Origin of the sequence: Streptomyces sp. NPDC046909, from assembly GCF_040644695.1 — a bacterium.
GTDB lineage: Bacteria > Actinomycetota > Actinomycetes > Streptomycetales > Streptomycetaceae > Streptomyces.
On the sequence record NZ_JBEYXC010000002.1, the window covers coordinates 367,054 to 384,754 of the forward strand.

General features: G+C 71.1%; 19 protein-coding genes. 7 read left to right on the top strand and 12 right to left on the bottom strand.

Features of this window, described 5'->3' with window-relative positions:
* Positions 1-27: 27 nt before the first annotated feature.
* From ABZ928_RS05870 to ABZ928_RS05895, 6 genes are all read right to left on the bottom strand, one after another.
* Positions 28-429 (bottom strand): AraC family transcriptional regulator, encoded by a 402-nt coding sequence (locus ABZ928_RS05870; protein ID WP_361515266.1) that lies wholly within the window; start codon positions 427-429, stop codon positions 28-30.
* Positions 426-1,295: a lysophospholipid acyltransferase family protein gene (locus tag ABZ928_RS05875; protein WP_361515267.1), complete on the bottom strand. Its 870-nt coding sequence runs from the start codon at positions 1,293-1,295 to the stop codon at positions 426-428. Before ABZ928_RS05875 ends, ABZ928_RS05870 begins: the two co-directional genes overlap by 4 nt.
* The gene (locus ABZ928_RS05880) at positions 1,295-2,062 is read right to left on the bottom strand and encodes a GNAT family N-acyltransferase (protein ID WP_361515268.1); all 768 of its coding nucleotides are present in this window, start codon (positions 2,060-2,062) and stop codon (positions 1,295-1,297) included. The genes ABZ928_RS05875 and ABZ928_RS05880 overlap by 1 nt, the downstream gene beginning before the upstream one ends.
* A gap of 323 nt (positions 2,063-2,385) precedes the next feature.
* The gene (locus tag ABZ928_RS05885) at positions 2,386-3,135 is read right to left on the bottom strand and encodes a succinate dehydrogenase/fumarate reductase iron-sulfur subunit (RefSeq protein WP_361515269.1); all 750 of its coding nucleotides are present in this window, start codon (positions 3,133-3,135) and stop codon (positions 2,386-2,388) included.
* Entirely contained in the window at positions 3,132-5,081 is a 1,950-nt protein-coding gene (locus ABZ928_RS05890) for a fumarate reductase/succinate dehydrogenase flavoprotein subunit (RefSeq protein WP_361515270.1), read from the bottom strand. Before ABZ928_RS05890 ends, ABZ928_RS05885 begins: the two co-directional genes overlap by 4 nt.
* A gap of 2 nt (positions 5,082-5,083) precedes the next feature.
* Positions 5,084-5,755 carry a succinate dehydrogenase gene (locus tag ABZ928_RS05895; protein ID WP_361516131.1) on the bottom strand — a complete coding sequence of 224 codons (672 nt, stop codon included), beginning with the start codon at positions 5,753-5,755 and terminating at the stop codon, positions 5,084-5,086.
* A 120-nt stretch (positions 5,756-5,875) separates the two neighbouring features.
* Here ABZ928_RS05895 and ABZ928_RS05900 point away from each other — a divergent pair, with 120 nt between their 5' ends.
* Positions 5,876-6,760, top strand: a complete 885-nt coding sequence (locus ABZ928_RS05900) for a LysR substrate-binding domain-containing protein (protein ID WP_361515271.1) — start codon at positions 5,876-5,878, stop codon at positions 6,758-6,760.
* Positions 6,761-6,781: 21 nt separating this feature from the next.
* Here ABZ928_RS05900 and ABZ928_RS05905 read toward each other — a convergent pair whose 3' ends face one another.
* Positions 6,782-7,663: an NAD(P)H-binding protein gene (locus tag ABZ928_RS05905; RefSeq protein ID WP_361515272.1), complete on the bottom strand. Its 882-nt coding sequence runs from the start codon at positions 7,661-7,663 to the stop codon at positions 6,782-6,784.
* Between the two features lie 132 nt (positions 7,664-7,795).
* Between ABZ928_RS05905 and ABZ928_RS05910 the strand changes: the two genes are divergently transcribed.
* Positions 7,796-8,656 (top strand): LysR family transcriptional regulator, encoded by an 861-nt coding sequence (locus ABZ928_RS05910; protein WP_361515273.1) that lies wholly within the window; start codon positions 7,796-7,798, stop codon positions 8,654-8,656.
* 4 nt (positions 8,657-8,660) lie between these two features.
* On the opposite strand, the gene ABZ928_RS05915 is transcribed toward ABZ928_RS05910, so the two are convergent.
* The 3 genes from ABZ928_RS05915 to ABZ928_RS05925 all read right to left on the bottom strand — a co-directional run bounded on the left by ABZ928_RS05915 (position 8,661) and on the right by ABZ928_RS05925 (position 12,873).
* Complete coding sequence (locus tag ABZ928_RS05915; protein ID WP_361515274.1) at positions 8,661-10,796, bottom strand: EAL domain-containing protein; 2,136 nt, start codon at positions 10,794-10,796, stop codon at positions 8,661-8,663.
* A complete protein-coding gene (locus ABZ928_RS05920) occupies positions 10,793-11,614 on the bottom strand; it encodes an SAM-dependent methyltransferase (protein WP_361515275.1) in 822 nt (273 codons plus the stop codon). Before ABZ928_RS05920 ends, ABZ928_RS05915 begins: the two co-directional genes overlap by 4 nt.
* A 308-nt stretch (positions 11,615-11,922) precedes the next feature.
* Positions 11,923-12,873 (bottom strand): SCO0930 family lipoprotein, encoded by a 951-nt coding sequence (locus ABZ928_RS05925; protein WP_361515276.1) that lies wholly within the window; start codon positions 12,871-12,873, stop codon positions 11,923-11,925.
* 266 nt (positions 12,874-13,139) lie between these two features.
* On the opposite strand from ABZ928_RS05925, the gene ABZ928_RS05930 reads away from it, so the two are divergent.
* The 4 genes from ABZ928_RS05930 (at position 13,140) to ABZ928_RS05945 (ending at position 15,219) form a co-directional block, all read left to right on the top strand.
* The gene (locus ABZ928_RS05930; RefSeq protein WP_361515277.1) at positions 13,140-13,394 is read left to right on the top strand and encodes a hypothetical protein; all 255 of its coding nucleotides are present in this window, start codon (positions 13,140-13,142) and stop codon (positions 13,392-13,394) included.
* Positions 13,395-13,560: 166 nt separating this feature from the next.
* Positions 13,561-13,689 (top strand): hypothetical protein, encoded by a 129-nt coding sequence (locus ABZ928_RS05935; protein WP_361515278.1) that lies wholly within the window; start codon positions 13,561-13,563, stop codon positions 13,687-13,689.
* A gap of 16 nt (positions 13,690-13,705) precedes the next feature.
* Positions 13,706-14,470 (top strand): DUF4239 domain-containing protein, encoded by a 765-nt coding sequence (locus ABZ928_RS05940; protein ID WP_361515279.1) that lies wholly within the window; start codon positions 13,706-13,708, stop codon positions 14,468-14,470.
* Positions 14,471-14,670: 200 nt separating this feature from the next.
* Positions 14,671-15,219, top strand: coding sequence for a hypothetical protein (locus tag ABZ928_RS05945; RefSeq protein WP_361515280.1), 549 nt, complete (start codon positions 14,671-14,673; stop codon positions 15,217-15,219).
* 97 nt (positions 15,220-15,316) lie between these two features.
* Here ABZ928_RS05945 and ABZ928_RS05950 read toward each other — a convergent pair whose 3' ends face one another.
* Complete coding sequence (locus ABZ928_RS05950; protein WP_361515281.1) at positions 15,317-15,811, bottom strand: hypothetical protein; 495 nt, start codon at positions 15,809-15,811, stop codon at positions 15,317-15,319.
* 298 nt (positions 15,812-16,109) lie between these two features.
* Between ABZ928_RS05950 and ABZ928_RS05955 the strand changes: the two genes are divergently transcribed.
* Positions 16,110-16,781, top strand: coding sequence for a class F sortase (locus ABZ928_RS05955; RefSeq protein ID WP_361515282.1), 672 nt, complete (start codon positions 16,110-16,112; stop codon positions 16,779-16,781).
* Positions 16,782-16,814: 33 nt separating this feature from the next.
* Here ABZ928_RS05955 and ABZ928_RS05960 read toward each other — a convergent pair whose 3' ends face one another.
* Positions 16,815-17,663 (bottom strand): polysaccharide deacetylase family protein, encoded by an 849-nt coding sequence (locus ABZ928_RS05960; RefSeq protein WP_361515283.1) that lies wholly within the window; start codon positions 17,661-17,663, stop codon positions 16,815-16,817.
* Positions 17,664-17,701: the final 38 nt, after the last annotated feature.

The window sequence follows — 17,701 nt, forward strand, 5'->3', positions numbered from 1 at the left end:
GACGGACGGAAACTTATCCAAAACTGCTCAGTCCGCAGGAGCGCTCGGCCGCGTCCACGCCTTGGTGAAACAGGTCGGTACGGCCACCGGTTCGGCCTTCTTGCGGTAGTCGCGCGGCGAGCGGCCGACGATGTCGTGGAAGGTGCGGCTGAAGGTGCCCGGGCTGCCGAAGCCGACCGCGAAGCAGATGTCGGTCACGCTGCGGTCGGTCTCGCGCAGGAGGAACATCGCCCGCTCGACGCGGCGGCGCTGGAGATAGCGGTGCGGTGTCTCGCCGAACGTGGCGCGGAAGGTGCGGGTGAAGTGGGCCGGGGACACATGGGCGATCCGGGCCAGGGCCGGAACGTCCAGCGGCTGGTCGTAGGCCCGGTCCATGGCGTCCCGGGCCCGCAGCATCCGGCGGTTGGTCTCTTCTGTGGCGCGGCTCACGCCGCCATCACATCATCTGACGCCGCCAGCACGTCATCTGATGCGGCCATCACATTCGTCTGGGCGACCAGCGCCGAGTGGATCCAGCCCGGTTGGGGCGAGACCGTCGGCTGGGCGGCCCGGGCGAGTGAGCGCCGGTCGGGGTGGCGGCCCGCCGGGATGACGTCCAGCACCTCCACCTCGGCGACCAGCCCCCGTGCCGACACCACCCGCCACACCGAGGCGAGGAGGGTGTCCTCGCCGACGAAGGCGGGCGCGGTGCTGTCCGCGCCGCCCGCCAGGCGGTAGCGCAGGCGCACGGGCTGGACGGGGACCCGGGCGTCCAGGGCGGCCTGGAAGACGGCCCGCCGGAAGGTGCCCTGGGCGCGGCCGCACCAGGTGCTGCCCTCGGGGAAGACCGCGACGGCCTGCCCGGCGCGCAGGGCCCGGGTGATCCGGGCCACCGTGTCGGGGAGGGCGCGCAGCCGGTCGCGGTCGATGAACAGGGCGCCCCGGGAGGCCGCCGCGCCCGCCACCGGCCACTGCCGGATCTCCCGCTTGGCCAGCATCCGCGCCGGGCGCACGGCGGCCAGCAGCGGGATGTCCAGCCAGGAGATGTGGTTGGCGACGAGCAGCAGTCCGCCGGTGGGCGCGGCGGCGCCGGTGATACGGACCTGGACCCCTGCGGCCCGTACGATCCACCGGCACCACCGCCTCACCGGCCCGGCGGGGATCAGCCCGCCGAGCGGCGACAGCACGACCCCGCCCAGCACCAGGGTCAGGACCGCCGCCAGCCGCAGCACGGCACGCGGTACGGCCGTGCCCGGCCCCGTCGGCTCCACACACGCCCCCGGGGTGCAGGGCGCGCTGGGCAGCCAGACGCTCATCAGGCCGGTACGAGGGAGAGGAAGTGCCGCAGATAGCGCGGGTTGACCCGGCGCATCGACAGCAGCACGTACAGGTCGGCGACCCCGAAGTCCGGGTCGTGCGCGGGCTCCCCGCACACCCAGGCACCGAGCCGGAGATAGCCGCGCAGCAGGGCGGGGAGTTCGCTGCGGCCGGCGGGGGCCTGGCCCGGGACCCAGGGCAGCAGCGGTCGTACCCGGTACTCCTCCGGGGCCAGGTACTTGTCCCGCACCCGGTCCCAGGTCGCGGACGCGAACGCGCCGCCGTCGGCGAGGGGGATCGAGCAGCAGCCTGCCAGCCACTCGTGGCCGCGGTCGACCATGTAGCGGGCGATCCCGGCCCAGATCAGCCCGATGACGGCCCCGTCCCGGTGGTCGGGGTGCACACACGACCGCCCGACCTCGACGAGCCCGGGCCGCAGCGCGTCGATCCGGCCCAGATCGAACTCGCTCTCCGAGTACAGCCGCCCGGCGACCGCGGCACGCTCCGGCGGCAGCAGCCGGTACGTCCCCACGACCTGTCCGGTGAGCGTGTCGGTGACGAGGAGGTGGTCGCAGTAGGCGTCGAAGGGGTCGATGTCGTGGCCCGGCTGCGGGGAGGTCAGCAGGGCGCCCATCTCACCGGCGAACACGTCGTGCCGCAGCCGCTGAGCGGCACGCACGTCGGCCTCGTCGCGGGCGAGGGTGACGGTGTAGCGGGTCGGAGCGGCGGAGCGGGGCGGGGAGTCCAGAGCGGATACGACGGTCATGGCGCACTCCAGGTCACGGGCCGGTTCGGCCTGAGCGGAAGAACAGGCCGGTCGGGTAGGGCCTGCGCGTACCTGTTCTTCCGATGCCGTCTGGCCGGTGCGTGACCGGGGGCGGGAGCCGGGATGTGGGCTTGTTGAACGCCGGGGCCGAGTCAGGACGACTTGCCCACACACGCGAGACGGGGCCGGGGAGCACCACCCCCGACCCCGCCCGTCCGCACTGATCAGCGAACGTCTACTGAAGCGCCCCGACAGGGGCGCGGGGAACTGCGCGACCAGCCACCGACTGCCCGCGGCCGCCGACGGACAATCCCTCTACGGCGCTACCGCTTGGCAGCCTTCCGCGTGGCCCGCAGCCACTCCTTGTTCATCCCGGTGATGGACACCAGCGGAATCCCCTTCGGACAAGCAGTCGCGCACTCCCCCGCCAACGTGCAGCCCCCGAACCCCTCTTCATCCATCTGCGCCACCATGTCCAGCACCCGCGTCTCCCGCTCAGGCGCCCCCTGCGGCAGCACATTCAGGTGGTTGACCTTGGCGGAGGTGAACAGCATCGCCGCCCCGTTGGGACAGGCGGCCACACACGCCCCGCACCCGATGCACTCCGCGTGCTCGAACGCGAAGTCGGCGTCCGGCTTGGGCACCGGCGTCGCATGCGCCTCCGGCGCCGCACCGGTCGGCGCGGTGATGTACCCCCCGGCCTGGATGATCCGGTCGAACGCGGACCGGTCCACGACCAGGTCCTTGATCACCGGAAACGCCGACGCCCGCCAGGGTTCGACGTCGATCGTGTCGCCGTCCTTGAAGGACCGCATGTGCAGCTGACACGTGGTCGTCCGCTCCGGCCCGTGCGCGTCGCCGTTGATGACGAGCGAGCACGCCCCGCAGATCCCCTCCCGGCAGTCGTGGTCGAAGGCGACGGGGTCCTCACCCCGCAGGATGAGCTCCTCGTTGAGCGTGTCGAGCATCTCCAGGAAGGACATGTCGGAGGAGATGCCGTCCACCTCGTACGTGGACATGGCGCCTTCGGCGTCGGCGTTCTTCTGCCGCCAGACGCGCAACTTGAGCTTCATGCGTAGCTCCGCTGGGTGGGGTGGACGTACTCGAAGACCAGGTCTTCCTTGTGCAGGACGGGCGCGTCACCGGTGCCGGCGAACTCCCAGGCGGCCGCATAGGCGAACTCCTCGTCCCGGCGGGCCGCTTCGCCGTCCGGGGTCTGGGACTCCTCGCGGAAGTGCCCGCCGCAGGACTCGGCGCGGTGCAGCGCGTCGAGGCACATCAGCTCGGCGAGCTCCAGGTAGTCGACGACGCGATTCGCCTTCTCCAGCGACTGGTTGAACTCCTCGCCGGTACCGGGCACCTTGATGCGCCGCCAGAACTCCTCGCGGATCTGCGGGATCCGCTCCAGCGCCTTGCGCAGCCCGGCGTCGGTGCGGGCCATGCCGCAGAACTCCCACATCAGCTCGCCGACTTCACGGTGGAAGGAGTCCGGCGTACGGTCACCGTCGACGGAGAGGAGCAGGTTGAGTCGGTCCTCCGTCTCCGCCAACACCTCCTGCACGACGGGGTGTTCGTCGGTCACCGCGCTCTGGTGCGGGTTGCGGGCGAGATAGTCGTTGATGGTCGCCGGAAGGACGAAGTACCCGTCCGCCAGACCCTGCATCAGCGCGGAGGCACCGAGCCGGTTGGCCCCGTGGTCCGAGAAGTTGGCCTCACCGATCGCGAACAGACCGGGGACGGTCGTCTGAAGGTCGTAGTCGACCCACAGCCCTCCCATCGTGTAGTGCACGGCCGGATAGATCCGCATCGGCACCTTGTACGGATCCTCGTCGGTGATCCGCTGGTACATGTCGAAGAGGTTGCCGTACTTGGCCTCGACGGCTTTGCGCCCCATCCGCTTGATCGCGTCGGCGAAGTCGAGATAGACGCCCTGCCCGCCGGGCCCGACCCCGCGCCCCTCGTCGCACACGTTCTTCGCGGCACGCGAGGCGATGTCACGCGGCACGAGGTTGCCGAAGGACGGGTAGATGCGCTCCAGGTAGTAGTCGCGCTCGTCCTCGGGGATCTTGTTCGCCGGACGCTCGTCGCCCTTGGCCTTCGGCACCCAGATCCGGCCGTCGTTGCGCAGCGACTCGCTCATCAGCGTCAGCTTGGACTGATGATCGCCGGTGCGCGGGATGCACGTCGGGTGGATCTGTGTGAAGCACGGGTTGGCGAAGTACGCGCCGCGCCGGTGCGCCCGCCACACGGCGGTGGCGTTGGAGTTCATGGCGTTCGTCGACAGGTAGAAGACGTTGCCGTAACCGCCGCTCGCGAGTACGACGGCGTCAGCGAAGTAGGTGTCGATCTTCCCGGTGATGAGGTCCCGCGCGACGATCCCCCGGGCCCGCCCGTCCACGACGATCAGGTCCAGCATCTCGGTCCGCGGATGCATCTCGATGTTCCCCGCGGCGATCTGCCGCGACAGCGCCTGATACGCCCCCAGCAGCAGCTGCTGCCCCGTCTGCCCCCGGGCGTAGAAGGTCCGCGACACCTGTACGCCGCCGAAGGACCGCGTGTCGAGCAGCCCGCCGTACTCCCGCGCGAACGGCACGCCCTGCGCCACACACTGGTCGATGATCTCGACGGAGATCTGCGCGAGCCGGTGGACGTTGGACTCGCGCGCCCGGAAGTCGCCGCCCTTGACGGTGTCGTAGAACAGCCGGTGGATGGAGTCGCCGTCGTTGCGGTAGTTCTTCGCCGCGTTGATACCGCCCTGCGCGGCGATCGAGTGGGCGCGGCGCGGGGAGTCCTGGTAGCAGAACTGGACGACGTGGTAGCCCTGTTCGGCGAGGGTGGCGCCCGCGGAGCCGCCGGCCAGCCCCGTGCCCACCACGATCACCGTGTGTTTGCGGCGGTTGGCGGGGTTGACCAGCTTGGCCTCGAAACGGCGGGTGTCCCAGCGCTCGTTGACCGGCCCCGAGGGCGTCTTGCCGTCTTCGACGGGCTCGCCGGTCGCGTAATCCACGTAAGAGGTCATCTTCAGCTCACCACTCCGGTCATGACGCCCACGGGTACGGCGATGAACCCGGCCGTGAGCAGCAGTGCGAGGACGTTGGCCGTGGCCTTCAGGGCGCGGTCGCGGCTGCGGCTGCCGGCGCCGAGGGTCTGGGCGGCGCTCCAGAAGCCATGGCGGATGTGCAGGCCGAGGGCGAGCATCGCGACGATGTAGATGACGTTGCCGTACCAGGTGGAGAAGGTGTCCACGACGTTCTGGTACGGGTGGCCCTCCTGGAAGCCGCCGGAGTGCACGGTGCCGGTCGTCAGGTCGAGGATGTGCCAGACGATGAACAGGCCGAGGATGACGCCGCCCCAGCGCATGGTGCGCGTGGCGTAGCTCGCCCGGGGCTTCCTGTGCACGTACTTGGTCGGGCGCGCCTTGATGTCGCGGCGGCTGAGCTGGTACGCGGAGGTGGCGTGGGCGACGACCGCGACGACCAGCACCACGCGGATGAGCCACAGCGTCCACTCGTAGTGCATGAAGGGCTCGCCCACCGTGCGCAGCCAGTGCGCGTAGTGGTTGAACTCCCCCGCCCCGAAGAAGATCTTCAGGTTGCCGATCATATGGACGACCAGGTACAGCAGCATGATCAGCCCGCTGACCGCCATGACGGTCTTCTTGCCGACGGAGCTGTCCCACACCGTGCGTGCCATGGACGGTCGTCGGTCCGTCCGCGTTGCCAGAGCCATGTTCATGAACGCTAGGGCCGTCCGGCCCCATCGGTCCAAGACATGGTCCGGCTCGTTTCGATAGGCTCCGACTATCGTACGAGGATGCAGTTCACGCAGCTCCAGTACTTCGTGGCGGTCGCCGAGACCCGGCACTTCACCCGGGCCGCCGACCTCGTCCATGTCGCCCAGCCGTCGCTGTCCCAGCAGATCAAGGCGCTGGAGCGCGAGCTCGGAGCGGATCTGTTCCTGCGGGCCCGGGGCAACATCACCCTCACCGACGCGGGCGAGGCGCTGCTGCCGCTGGCCCGGCGGATCCTCGCCGACGCGGACACGGCCCGGCACGAGGTGCAGGAGCTGGTGCAGCTGCGCAGCGGCCGGGTCAGGCTGGGCGCGACCCCGAGTCTGTGCACGGGGCTGCTCCCGGACGTACTGCGCGCCTTCCACGACCGCTACCCCGGCATCCGCCTGATGATCGAGGAGGGCGGCTCCCACGACCTCGTACGGGAGCTGGCCCGCGGCGCCCTCGACCTCGCCCTGGTCGTCCTCCCGCTGCCGACCCCGTCCCCGGCGCTCACGACGGTGGAGCTGCTGCGGGAGGACCTGGTGGTCGTCTCGTCACCGGAGGCCCCGAAGCCCGGCGCCGGACGGCGGACCGTACGCATCGCCGACCTGGAGGGGGAGCGTCTGGTGATGTTCCGGCACGGCTACGACCTGCGGGAACTGACCGTGGCGGCCTGCCGTGCCGAGGGCTTCGAGCCGGCCTTCGCGGTGGAGGGCGGCGAGATGGACGCGGTGCTGGGGTTCGTCCGGGCGGGCCTGGGCGTGGCCGTCGTGCCCCGGATGGTGGCGGCCCGGTCCGGGCGCGGGCTGCGGGTCACCCCGCTGGCCCGGCCGGGCCTGTACCGCACCATCGCCCTGGCGCACCGCAGCGACGTGGCTCCGCCGCGGGCGGCCAGGGAGTTGCAGCGGATGCTGTTGGAGCGGTGAGCCCGGTGAGAGCCCTCGACATCAGGCCAGGACGGCCGGCTTGAGCACCTCCTCGCACCACTGCCGGAACCCGGTGGGGGCGCACTCGGGGGTGCTGGGCGCGTCGGACCCGTAGAAGCCCTGGTCGTTCAGCGCGTCCACCATGTCGGACAGACCTTGCGCCCAGGCCTCGGAGGCCCCGAACCGGAGCAGCGTCGCCCGTTGCTCGGCGCTGCTGATCCGCTGGACCCGCACGGGCCGGTCCAGCACCTCGGAGACGACGCCCGCCATGCCCTCGGGGGTGAGGTCGTCGGGACCGACCATCGGGACGTCCTCCTGTCCGGTCCAGGAGCCGTCGAGCAGCAGCCGGGCGGCCTCGGCGGCGATGTCGCGGGTGGCACAGGTGCGCATCACGCGGTTCTCGGCGAACGCCTCACGCCATACGCCCTCGTCGCGGAGGGACGCGGTCTGGCGCAGCATGTTCTCCATCAGGGACGGCGGGCACAGCGCCCGGTAGGGCACGCCCGTGGCGGCGATGGCCTCGTCCATGGCGAGCGAGGCGGATATCTGACCGGCGTTCCGCGCGACCCCCCGGCCCAGGGTGGACACGGCGACGACCCGCTCGACGCCCCGCTCCTCGATCAGCCGGCACAACGGCTCGGTGAAGGCACGGAAGTGACCCTCGACGCTCTCGACGCGCGACGTCGGGGGCACCAGCCAGAACACCCGGTCGGCGCCCTGACAGGCCTCCTTGAGGACCACGGGGTCGGCGTGCGACCCCACGACGACCTCGGCCCGTTCACGCACCCGCGCGGGCAGGCGGGCCGGGTCGCGGACGATCACCCGGACGCCTTCCGCGCGGTCGACCAGGTGCTCCAGCACCTGCCGGCCGATCTGTCCGGTCGGGGTGGTGATGACGATCATGAACAACAACTCCCAGCGATGCAGTATCACTTGACGTCGTCGAGCCTGCCGTCCGGGGCGCCCGCACTGAAGGACCGATCGGCTCGCGCTTGTTACCCTCAGGGCAATACCGACCTGATCCGGGGGGAACGCATGGATTCCCGTCTGCTGCGTTACTTCGTCGCCGTCGCCGAGGAGCTCAACTTCGCCCGGGCGGCCGAGCGGTTGGCCATCTCTCCGCCCCCGCTGTCCCGGGCGATCCGCCAGCTGGAGCGGGAGCTGGGCGTCACGCTGCTCGAACGGACCACCCACAGCGTGCGGTTGACCCCGGCGGGGCGTGTCCTCCTCGACGAGGCCCGGGGCGCCCTGGACGCGCTCCAGGCGGCGGGCCGACGGGCCCAGCGCGCGGCCGCCACCGATCCCAAGCTGGTGCTGGCCGTCAAGGCGGACGGCGACGGAGGTCTGCTGGAGCCGATCCTGGCCCGCTACGCGACCGAGCCGGACGCCCTCCCGGTCGTCGTCCGGCTGAGCGGCTGGCTGGAGCAGCCACGGCTCCTGCGGCAGGGCGAGGCCGACGCCGCCCTGGTCTACGCGCCGTACGACCGCACCGGCCTGGACGCCGAGATCCTGGCCGCCGAACCGCGCGTCGCGGCCCTCGCCGCCGACCATCCCCTCGCCGCGCGGGAGCACCTGTCGCTCGCCGACCTGGGCCTGAGCGCCGGGGAGCTGCACCGCTACCTCGACGACACCCGCAAGCTGGGCCACGACCTCGCCCAGCTGCTCGCGCTCGTCCCGCTGGGCGGCCTGATCCCGCTGCTGCCCGCCTCCGTCGCCGCCCGCTACCCGCGCCCCGGCGTCGCCTACCGGCCGCTCCCGGACGCGCCGCAGGCGGTCCTCCACATCGTCTGGCCCCAGCGGTCCCGCTCGACGGTCACGGCCGCCCTCGTCCGCACCGCGACGGCGGTGGCGGCCGACGTACGCCCTGCCGAAACGGATCAGGGCGTACGGCCGTGAAGGCTCAGCCGGTCGCGTCCACCAGTGCCAGTTCGTGCAGCCGCTCCGGCGGGCCCGGGCGGGCGTAGTACCAGCCCTGGGCCGTGTCGCAGCCCAGTATCCGGAGCTGCTCGGCCTGTGCGCCCGTCTCCACGCCCTCGACCGTGACCGCGAGGTCCAGGCTGTGGGCGAGGGAGACGATCCCCTCGACGATCTTGAGGTCGACGGGGTCCGCCGGGAACTGCTGCATGCTCTGGGTGAAGGAGCGGTCCAGCTTGAGGATGCTCACCGGGAGGCGGCGCAGGTTGGCGAGGTTGGAGTAGCCGGTGCCGAAGTCGTCCAGGGCGATGTCGACGCCCATCTCGGCGAGGCGGCGCAGCGGCTTCAGGAGGTCGTCGTCCGCGCCGATCAGCGCCGACTCCGTGACCTCCAGGCACAGCGCGTCCGGCTCGACGCCCGCGCGCTCCAGGATGTCCACCGTGTCCTGCACAAGCCCTGGATGGGTGAGCTGGCAGGGCGAGAGGTTGACGTTGATGCGGAGCGGCCCGGCGTCCGCGTGGCGTTCTCGCCACTCCCTGGCCTGCCGCACCGACTGCTCCAGCACCCAGCGCCCCAACGGGACGATCAGGCCGGTGTGTTCGGCGAGCGGGATGAAGCGGTCCGGGCCCAGGACGCCGTGCTGCGGGTGCAGCCAGCGCACCAGGGCCTCGGCGCCGCGCACACTGCCGTCGCCGAGGTGGACCAGCGGCTGGTACTCGATGAAGAACTCGCCGCGCTCCAGGGCCGCCGGGAGGGCCGTGGTGAGCCCGTGCCGGGTGATCGCGCGGGCGTCCGCCTCGGCGTCGGCGAGCTCGAAGCGGTTGCCGCCCGCCGACTTGGCCCGGTACATCGTGATGTCGGCGCTGCGCAGCACCTCCGCCGCGCTGCGCTCCGCCGCCGGGCCCTCGACGATGCCGATGCTGCCGCGCACGGTCAGCTCGCGGCCCTCGATCCGGACCGGGGCGAGCAGCGCGTTCATGATGCGCGCGGCGAGGTCGTCGACCTCGCGCTCGGTGTCGGGCCCGGTCGTCAGCGCCACGAACTCGTCACCGCCCAGACGGGCGACCATCTCACCGGGCGCGGTCGCGCAGGACTGGAGCCGGTCGGCGATCTCGACGAGCAGCCGGTCACCGGCCGCGTGGCCGAGGCTGTCGTTGATGGTCTTGAAGCCGTCGAGGTCGAGATAGCAGAGCCCGAAGCGCTGGCTCCCGCCGACGCTGAGCACCTTCTCCAGGCGCTCGAAGAACAGCGTGCGGTTGGGCAGACCGGTGAGCGCGTCGTGCGTGGCCTCGTAGCGCAGCCGGAGGTTGAGCAGCCGCCGCTCGGTGGTGTCCTCCATCAGGGCGAGCTGGTACTGCGGGTTGCCGTCCGCGTCCCGGAGCAGGGAGACGGTCAGGTTGGTCCACAGGACCGTTCCGTCGGGGCGGGAGAACGCCTTCTCCAGGTGGTAGTGCTCGCGCTCGCCGCGGACCAGTTCGTCGTAGAGGGTCCAGGTCTGCGGGGCGTCCTCGGAGTGGGTCCACTCCCTGACGTTGCGGCCGCGCATCATCGGCTCGGTGATGCCGAACATCCGCAGCAGCGCCTCGTTGACCTGGAGGATGTTGCCTTCGAGGTCGGCCATGCCGATCCCTATGGCGGCGCCCTCGAAGACCGCGCGGAAGCGGGCCTCGCTCGCGTGCAGCGCCTGCGCGACCACGCCCTGGGCCTTCAGCGCGGCGGCCGAGATGGCCTCCTGCTCGGCCAGCGTCCGCTCGCGCAGCGCGCCCGCGAACCCGGCGGCCATGGCGTGCTGGAGCCGTGAGGCGCGCACCCGCAGGTCCTCCTGGTCGCCGTCGCCGCCGCAGTAGAGCACCAGATAGGCGTCCACGCAGTCCAGCGACCGGCTGAGCGCCTCCGGGTCGGTGCAGTGCACCGTGACGAGCGCGGCGCCGACCGCCCGCCCCTCGTCCGCGTCGAAGGTCCTCGCCCGCAGCGCCTCGCTCAACCGGCGGGCCAGCGGCAGGAGTTGCTCCTCGAACTCGGGCCGGGTCGAGGACGTCGTGGTCACCGGGAACACGGCCCGGCTCCAGATCGTGGCGAACCGGCGCAGTCTGTCCTCCGGCCCGTCCGGCTCGCCGATCACGCGGTACGCCCCACGCCGGCGAACCCGGAGAAAGCCCAGGGATCCTCGTCGTCGGGGTCCCAGGTCTCCGACTCCGGCCGCCACCGCGGCATCGGCACCAGTCCCGGTTCCACCATGTCGTACCCCTCGAAGAACCGCGCGATCTCGTCGCGCGAGCGCATGATCAGCGGGTTGCGGATGTCCTTGTACACGTCCACCGCGCCTCCTGCCCGCTCCGGTGGCAGCGGGATTCCCTCGTACGAGGCATGCGTGAGCAGCAGCAGGCTGCCGGGCGCGAGCGCGTCGCGCAGCTGGGCCACCGCACCGTACGGGTCGTCCTCGTCTTCCACGAAGTGCAGTATGGCAACGAGAAGCAGGGCCACCGGCCGGTTCAGGTCGATCAGTTGCCGTACTTCGGCGCTCTCCAGGATCTCCTGGGGCTTGCGGAGGTCCGCGGCGACGACGCCCGCGTCCGCGTTGCCGGCGAGGACGGCCTCGCTGTGCGCGACCGCCACCGGGTCGTGGTCGACGTAGACGACGCGGGCGCCGGGGGCGGCTGATTGGGCCACCTCATGGACGTTGCCGAAGGTCGGGATGCCCGAACCGATGTCCAGGAACTGGGTGATGCCCTCGGCGGCGGCGAAGCGCACCGCGCGGCGCATGAACGCCCGGTTCGCCTGCATGATCTTGGGGAGTCCCGGCATGAACTCCATGGCCTTGCGGGCCGCTTCCCGGTCGACCTCGAAGTTGTGCGAACCGCCCAGGTAGAAGTCGTAGATGCGCGAGACGCTAGGCACCGAGATGTCGATGCTCCGTGGGGCCCAGGCGGGACGCTCCATCTATCTCTCCGTGGCGTAGGCGATCCGGTGTTCGAGCTGAGGCTACTGATCGCCCGCCAAAGGAGCGAGCGGAACCGGAAATTGACCGTCCGTTCCCGGTCACTGCCTGCGGCACGTGCCTGTTGGAGCATGCCCAAGTCCCGCTGAAACAAGGCAAACCGGCCCGCCCCCTGCGTGCGGTGCACAGGGGGCGGGCCGACGGGTCGTGCGCGGTGTGTGCTCTCCGGCACTCCGCTGCTGCCTCGGGCCTCCCTTCCGCGGTTCCTCATGACGGGTGGGTGGGGCGGTCAGCCCTGGGGAGGTGACCTCTACTTCTTCGCGCCGACCGGCTTTCCGTCGGGCGCCACGGCGTACCAGGTGCCGCCGACGCCCTGACCGTTGGTGTCCCCGGGTTCCTTGTCGCCGGAGAAGGTGTAGATGGGCCAGCAGTTGACGGTCTGCTGCTTGACGCCGTCGGGCCGGGTGAAGCTCATCAGGCCCTTCTTCTGGACGCCCTTGGTGTCGTTCGCCTCGACCGGACCCACGGCGGGCCACTTCTCCAGGCAGGCTCCGGTGCACTTCGAGATCGGGTCGGGCCAGGCCACGTCCTTGATGAAGCGGTAGACCGTCATGCCGTTCTTGTCGACGACGATCTCGCCCAGGTTCGGGTCCTCACGGGTGGACAGACCGGGCAGCGAACTCAGCGAGGCCTTCTTGCCGGTCGGGGCGAGCGCGTACCACTTGCCGCCCACACCCTGTCCGTTGACGTCCCCGGCGTTGACGTCCTTCACATAGCGGTACGCCGGCCAGCCGCCGATCGTCAGCTGCTTGCTGCCGTCGGTGCGGGTGACCTCGCCGAGCAGGGCCTTGTCGATGCCCTCGCCGGCCGTGGCGTCGTCCGCGGGCACCGGCGGCCAGGTGGTCGCGCAGTCGCCGTCGCAGCTGGACTTCGGCGGCTCGGCGGTGTCCGTGTCGAAGCGGTAGAGGGTCAGCCCGGCGCTGTCGGTGAGCACCTTGCCGAGCTCGGGATTGGTGACGACGGCCAGCTTGCCCGCGGAGCTGGCCTGGGGCGCGGACGCGGCGGCCGAGGGGCTCGCGCCGGCGTTGCCGTAGCCGGATCCGATACCGGAGCCCGCGTTGCCGTAGTCACCGGCCGCGGCCGTCGCTCCGACGTTCTGGCTGCTCGCGGATGGTGCCGCTTCCTGGCCGCACGCCGTCGTCAGCGCCAGCACCGCCGCAGCGCTCGCCACGAGTGAGGCGCTCCGCCAGGAGGTCTTCATCGTCAACTCCCCAAAGTCGTACGGGTGTTGCAGCGCCCTCTGCGCTGCCGCACGGCCATGGGTACGGACGGAAGTGGCTGTTGTGTTCAACGAGGGCACATTTTTCTTTCCGGAACCTGTGTAGGGGGCCGCTCACTCGTTCGGGGCAATCCCCCGGTACTCGGGCGCGGGAGGGCGCGTTCTGGGTTCATGATCTCCGTCGTGCTGCGACCCGAACCGACCCAATACGCCCCGGCCATACGGGTGTTGCTGCTCTTGACACTGACATGGCTGGCCGTCGGCGTACCGGCGAACCCGGCGGCGGCCGACGCCTGCGCCTCCGTCTCGACCGGGCCGGACGGCATCAAGGCGGTGGCTGTCGCCGGAAGCCCGGCCTGGCCGACGCCCCCGCCCTGCCCCACGCCTTCGCCGAGCCCCTCCCCCACGCCGACACCGGCTCCGACGCCGACCTGCCCACCCGAACCGTCACCGACACCACCCCCGAAGCCGAGGCCCACGCCGACGCCGAAACCGACGCCTAAGCCCCCACCCGCACCGACTCCCACGCCGACACCGGAGCCGGCTCCTCCCGCCCCCCGGCCGGCGGCCCCCGTACCCGCGCCGCCGCCACCCGCGCCGAGCCCAAGCCCGACGCCCACGCCGACACCCGAACCCACCCCACCCCCCGCACCCCCCGCCGCGGAGCCCGTGCACTACCCGGCCTACAAGGCCCCGGCGCCCCGCCGCGCCGCCCGTCACGGCACCTCGCCGCTGACCTTCGTCCTGCTCATCACGGTGCCCGCAGTGGCCGCCGTCGCCGCGCTGCGTCCGCGCTGATCTCTGGAGGCCTCTCTTGCCGGAATGGCTTGTTCTCACCCTCGCGATGCTGGCCGCCTGTGCCGTGGTGGTCCTCATCTCCGTCATCCGCCACAAGGCGGCGTCCCAGGACGAGGACCCCAGCGAGACCCCGGACGTCATCGAGTACATGACGATGTGGATCGGCGTGGTGTACGCCATCGTCCTGGGTCTGGCCATCGCGGGCGTCTGGGAGGGCCGCAGCGCGGCCCAGGACCACGTGCAGGCGGAGGCGGTGGCCCTGCACGAGATCTCGGAGCGGGTCCGGGTCTATCCGCCCGACGTCCGTGACCGTATTCGGGAGGATGTCAACGCCTATGTCGGACACGTCGTGCACACCGAGTGGAAGACGATGGCCGAGCACGGTGAGGTCACCGAGCGCGGCGCGCAGCTGATGGAGCGGCTCCGCCGGGACGTCACCGACTACGAGCCGGCGACGGACTTCCAGGCCCAGGCCTACCAGCCGCTCGTCGACCAGGTGGCCGCGGCCGACCAGGCCCGCACCTCCCGCATCAACTCGATGGGGGCGACGATGCCGGGGGTGGTGTGGTTCGGCCTGATCGGCGGGGCCGTCGTCACCATCGGCATGGTCCTGGCCCTCCAGATCCGGCGGACGCCGCGCGAGTTGGTGCTCGCCGGTATCTTCTCCGCGCTGATCGCCTTCCTGCTCTTCCTGATCTGGGACTTCGACGCGCCCTACAGCCGTGGCATCACGGCCTCCGCGGAGCCGTTCCTGAACCTCTTCCCGGGCATCGAGGGCTGACACGCCCTCACCTGACGGACCGCCGGGGGACGGCTGCCACGCCGTCGCCGTCCCCCGGGCGGCCCACACCTGTGCCCCATTCGCCCGACAGCGTTCGCGCACATGTGCGCACCTTCCTAGCGTTCCGATCATCGAGGTGCATTTCTGGCGCGAGCGGAAAAGGTCCGCAAGCTGCTCCTCGGGGACCCGGAGGATTCACCATGCGCGCGATACGCGTAGCTTCGGCCGCTCTGCTGGGCGTCAGTGCCCTCGCTCTCTCCTCCCCGGCCGCCGTGGCCGCCGTGGCGAAGGGCGACAACAACATCACGCCGTTCGGCTTCAGCGTGCTGCCGCAGACCATCGCGGCCGGTGGCCAGGTCACCCTGCAACTGGACCGGGACAACGGCGGCTGCGTCGGATCCGCGACGGTGAGCTCCGGGGTGTTCGACACGATCACCATCCCGGGGAACCGCTCGTCGGCGACCGCGGTGGTCGACTGGGACGCCAAACCGGGCGCGGTCTACAAGGTGACGTTCTCCTGTGACGGGGTCAGCGGTTCGACGAGCCTGACCATCGCCTCCGGCCGCACCAACCCGACGCCCAATCCCAACCCGTACCCCTACCCGTACCGGGGTGTGCACGCCGGTGAGGGCGGCACGGTCGCCGGGTTCGACCTCAAGGAGATCGGGCTGGGTGCCGCGCTGATCGCGGGCTCGGTCGGGGCGGCGTACCACTTCTCGCGCCGCCGCACCTCGGAGGACGGCACCTGACCGTCGGCCCTCGGCAGCAGGCCTTCGCCCCGGCTCCCTTCCCAGGGACCGGGGCGAAGGCCTTTCACGTGCGCTCACATGTCGCCGAAGGGGGAGATCAGATGCGCTTCTCCGAGCGGCGGCGCATCCAGAACAGCCCGCCGCCGATGACGGCCGCGGCCACGAGCCCGCCGCCGATCGCCATGTCGGTCGGGGTGGCACCGGCGGAGGTGCTGCCGCCGAGACCGCCGCGGACACCGCCGATGACGGTGAAGACGCTGTTGAACGTCTTCGTCTGGCCTTCGCAGGTGGTGGTGACGCTGTAAGCGCCCGGGTTGGCGCTCGAGTTGACGGTCACCGTCGCGGTGGACGTGCTGGTGTTGCCGCCCTGCGAGATGAGCTGGGTGGTCGGGAAGGCGTTGGAGCTGATGGTGCTGCCGGCCATCTGGCAGGCGGAGCCGTTGACCGTGAGCACCAGCTGGCCCCCGCGGGCGATGACGCTCGGGGCGGCGCTGACACTGGTCGGCTGGCTCCAGGCCGACGCCGTCGGGGCGGCGAGCCCGACGACGGCGACCGCGGCGGCAGAGGCCGCCAGGGCACGGGTAGTACGCATGTGATCCTCCGCGGAAGACGCCCCGGGAACGGTCCCCGGTCGATCGGCGAGAAAGCGCCTCCCAGAAAGACCCTCAGATGCCGTGCACGCGGGCGCATTTCGGCGATGGTCCGTCCTGGTGAGAGGACACGCCGAGCGAAAAGCACACAATCGGATATTGCCGCAGGTCACGGACCGTCAGAAATTTCCTGTGGACGTCAACTCGGATGGCGCACCGGGAACGCGCTCCCCGGTATGGCGGCCACCCGTTCGCTGCTGTCGCGTCGCCGGATGCACGAGCAATATCTAGCGTTGTCGTATGCACGAATTGACGGGGACGGCCGATCTGGCCGAGGAGGAGGAGCAGCGCAGAAGGCGCGCTCCTTGGGGCGTGATAGCGCTTGTGCTGCTGACCGGCCTCGCTCTCATTCGGAACGGTTCGGGAGAGTTCGACGTGGGTCCGCCGCAGCCGGCGACCGCCGCTGCGGCGGACAGCCGTGTTCCCGGGACGTTCGCCGGGTCCGCGAAGCCACTGCCGTACTCGGTGCCCGAGCGGGTGCGGATCCCCGCGATCCAGGTGGACGCGCCGGTCCTGCCCGTCGGTCTGGACGCCGACGGCTGGGTGGGCGCGCCGCCGCCGGAGGACCCGAACCTGGCGGGCTGGTTCACCGGCGCGGTCTCTCCCGGCGAGAAGGGCACCGCGGTCGTCGTGGGACACGTCGACAACAAACTGGGCCCCGCCGTGTTCTACGGACTCGGGGCCCTGAAGAAGGGGAACCGCGTCGAGGTGCGGCGCAACGACGGAAAGACGGCCGTGTTCGAGATCTACGGCATCGAGGTCTTCGAGAAGAACAACTTCCCGGGCGACCGTGTCTACGGCTCCAAGGGGACCCCGGAACTGCGGGTCATCACCTGCGGCGGCGGTTTCTCCAAGCAGAGCGGCTACGCCGGGAATGTCGTCGCCTTCGCCCGTCTGGTCGAGGTCCGCTGAGCGTTCCCCGACCAGACGGTCCCGGAACACGGATTACGCGTAATGCCGTCTCGGTACGGTGATGTGATAGCCGGAGTCGAGGAGTTGCGGCAGATAGTCACGCAGCGCCCGGACACTCTGGGAGCGGTCGCCCCCGGCGTCGTGCGAGAGCACCACGACGCCGGGGGCGGCGCCGTTCTCGACCCGGCCGACGATGGTGCGGGCGCCGGGGGTGGTCCAGTCGAGGGTGTCGACGGTCCAGGCGAGGGGTTCCATGCCGAGGTCGGCGCCGAGCTGGAAGGCGGCGCGGTTCCAGGCGCCGTAGGGCGCGCGGAACCACTGGGGGCGTTCGCCGTAGGCCTCTTCGATGACATCGCAGGTGCGTTCCATCTCGGAGCGGATCTGGCCGCGGCTCAGGCGGGTGAGGAGGGGGTGGGTCCAGGTGTGGTTGCCGACGACATGGCCCTCGTCGGACATGCGTTCCAGCAGGTCCTTGTTGTCGACCGCCATCTCGCCGCACACGAAGAACATGGCGCGGACGTCGTACTCCGCGAGGGTGTCCAGGATGGCGGGGGTGTAGCGGGGGTCGGGGCCGTCGTCGAAGGTCAGCACCATGGTGCGGCCGCGTCCCGACACCTTCAGGAACGGCTCGTGGCGGACCAGGGTGCGGGCGGGGGCGGTGCGCGGCGGGCCGTATCCGGTCAGGGGCTGGAGGCGGTAGGCCGAGGGTTTGAGCGGGCGGCGCGCCTGGGGGCCGGCGGCGGGGAGCACGGGCCGCTCGGCGGTGTCGCCGGTGGTCGCCGCGAACACTCCGGCCGTGCCGGCCGCCCCGGCAGCGGCGGCGCCGGCGAGCAGGGCCCGGCGCCGGGAGAGCAGCCGTGTGAGCAACTGATCCTTCGTCATGACTCATCAGTCGCCCGAATCACGGGCGACGCACCAGG

What these genes read in the sequence shown, in the direction of transcription:
- ABZ928_RS05905 (WP_361515272.1), bottom strand. Translation starts at nt 7,663, where the DNA reads ATGATCGTCATCACCACCCCGACCGGACAGATCGGCCGGCAGGTGCTG.
- ABZ928_RS05875 (WP_361515267.1), bottom strand. Translation starts at nt 1,295, where the DNA reads ATGAGCGTCTGGCTGCCCAGCGCGCCCTGCACCCCGGGGGCGTGTGTG.
- ABZ928_RS05885 (WP_361515269.1), bottom strand. Translation starts at nt 3,135, where the DNA reads ATGAAGCTCAAGTTGCGCGTCTGGCGGCAGAAGAACGCCGACGCCGAA.
- ABZ928_RS05925 (WP_361515276.1), bottom strand. Translation starts at nt 12,873, where the DNA reads ATGAAGACCTCCTGGCGGAGCGCCTCACTCGTGGCGAGCGCTGCGGCG.
- ABZ928_RS05910 (WP_361515273.1), top strand. Translation starts at nt 7,796, where the DNA reads ATGGATTCCCGTCTGCTGCGTTACTTCGTCGCCGTCGCCGAGGAGCTC.
- ABZ928_RS05960 (WP_361515283.1), bottom strand. Translation starts at nt 17,663, where the DNA reads ATGACGAAGGATCAGTTGCTCACACGGCTGCTCTCCCGGCGCCGGGCC.
- ABZ928_RS05920 (WP_361515275.1), bottom strand. Translation starts at nt 11,614, where the DNA reads ATGGAGCGTCCCGCCTGGGCCCCACGGAGCATCGACATCTCGGTGCCT.
- ABZ928_RS05950 (WP_361515281.1), bottom strand. Translation starts at nt 15,811, where the DNA reads ATGCGTACTACCCGTGCCCTGGCGGCCTCTGCCGCCGCGGTCGCCGTC.
- ABZ928_RS05945 (WP_361515280.1), top strand. Translation starts at nt 14,671, where the DNA reads ATGCGCGCGATACGCGTAGCTTCGGCCGCTCTGCTGGGCGTCAGTGCC.
- ABZ928_RS05890 (WP_361515270.1), bottom strand. Translation starts at nt 5,081, where the DNA reads ATGACCTCTTACGTGGATTACGCGACCGGCGAGCCCGTCGAAGACGGC.
- ABZ928_RS05900 (WP_361515271.1), top strand. Translation starts at nt 5,876, where the DNA reads ATGCAGTTCACGCAGCTCCAGTACTTCGTGGCGGTCGCCGAGACCCGG.
- ABZ928_RS05895 (WP_361516131.1), bottom strand. Translation starts at nt 5,755, where the DNA reads ATGGCACGCACGGTGTGGGACAGCTCCGTCGGCAAGAAGACCGTCATG.
- ABZ928_RS05955 (WP_361515282.1), top strand. Translation starts at nt 16,110, where the DNA reads ATGCACGAATTGACGGGGACGGCCGATCTGGCCGAGGAGGAGGAGCAG.
- ABZ928_RS05930 (WP_361515277.1), top strand. Translation starts at nt 13,140, where the DNA reads ATGGCTGGCCGTCGGCGTACCGGCGAACCCGGCGGCGGCCGACGCCTG.
- ABZ928_RS05880 (WP_361515268.1), bottom strand. Translation starts at nt 2,062, where the DNA reads ATGACCGTCGTATCCGCTCTGGACTCCCCGCCCCGCTCCGCCGCTCCG.